This is a genomic window from Enterobacter cloacae complex sp. ESBL7, assembly GCF_041679625.1.
In the GTDB taxonomy this organism is placed as follows: Bacteria; Pseudomonadota; Gammaproteobacteria; order Enterobacterales; family Enterobacteriaceae; genus Enterobacter; species Enterobacter asburiae_B.
The window spans coordinates 1-1,181 of sequence record NZ_JBGORN010000029.1 but is presented as its reverse complement, the minus strand read 5'-3'; the positions used below and the strand labels follow the sequence as shown (position 1 = coordinate 1,181).

Genomic DNA, 1,181 nt, shown 5'->3' with positions numbered 1-1,181 from the left:
CAGGGAGCGATGATTGAAGAAAACGCCGCCGCTCTGCAGGCGCAGGGACGGATGGCGACTGAACGTACCCGCGACCAGCTGGACGAACTGGCGCAGTTGTCACCGACATGGGCGCAGGACTACGGATTTGCGCTGGTGGCACAGACGCAGCGCCTGTGGCCGCATCAGCCGGAAACCGCTGCGCTGGCAAAACAGTGGCAACAGCAGATGGAGGCGAATGCCCTGCCGGAAGCCCGTCTGCAGGGCTGGCATCAGGCCATGGTACAGCTGCAGTCGCTGACGAACCGGCTCAACAGCACCGATATGCAGCGGGGAAAATACATCACGGTCTCAGAGCTGAAATCGTCGGTGTTTGCCATCACGCAAACCCTGAGCCAGAACGTGCCGCTGGAGGAGCAGTTGCGCCAGCTGTCACAGCAAAAAAATAACGACGGCAGTCAGACGGCGACGGAACAGCAGGCTGCACAGCATCTGAATCAGCTTATATTTCGTTACGCATTTATCAGGAATACTGTCAACAACACAGTTCCGTGAATATCACCCAATATGGTTTAAATGAGTCGGAAGGTGTCAGCCAGAACCGACTTAAGGATTTCTATGTCAGTATTTTTCTCTCCGGAGTTTTTATTCTGTTTTATTGTTTTTTTTGCGGCATACTGGTTATGCCAGCCATGGAGTAAAATCCAGAATGTATTGTTACTGGTGGCTGGTTACGGATTTATTGCATCGATAAATGTCAGATCTTTTATTATTCTGATTATTTATAGTGTGCTTGTTTTATTTATGACTGGTATGGCTCATGGGCAAAAATCAAGAAAGTTTGCAGTCCCGCTTCTGCTTTTTGTTGTGTTAAGTTTTTTTATTGCCTTCAAGTATTATTCACCTGTAAGTGAATGGATACAGACTGCAACTGGAGGCTGGCAAAAGTATTTCCCTCTCCCTGTTCTGACTATACTGATGCCTGTGGGGTTGTCATTCTATTTATTTAACTCCATATCGCTGGTCATGTCTGTGGTTCGTGGTGAACTCAGGAATATTCGTGGGATGGACATCCTGCTCTACATGAGTTTTTTACCGACATTTACCGCAGGTCCGGTTAACCGTGCCGTACAGTTATTCCCTCAACTGGAAAATCAAAAACGGCATATCCTTCATTATAAAAAAGCGTTGTTTTTAATCGT

At 47.7% G+C, this 1,181-nt stretch carries 1 protein-coding gene and 1 pseudogene; both read left to right on the top strand.

Annotated elements, in window-relative coordinates; all coding sequences use genetic code 11:
- The coding region (locus tag ACERY3_RS25270; protein WP_373226794.1) for a VasL domain-containing protein at window positions 1-534 on the top strand (534 nt) is incomplete at its 5' end.
- A 63-nt stretch (window positions 535-597) separates the two neighbouring features.
- Window positions 598-1,181: pseudogene (locus ACERY3_RS25265) on the top strand (MBOAT family protein); the annotation flags it as partial.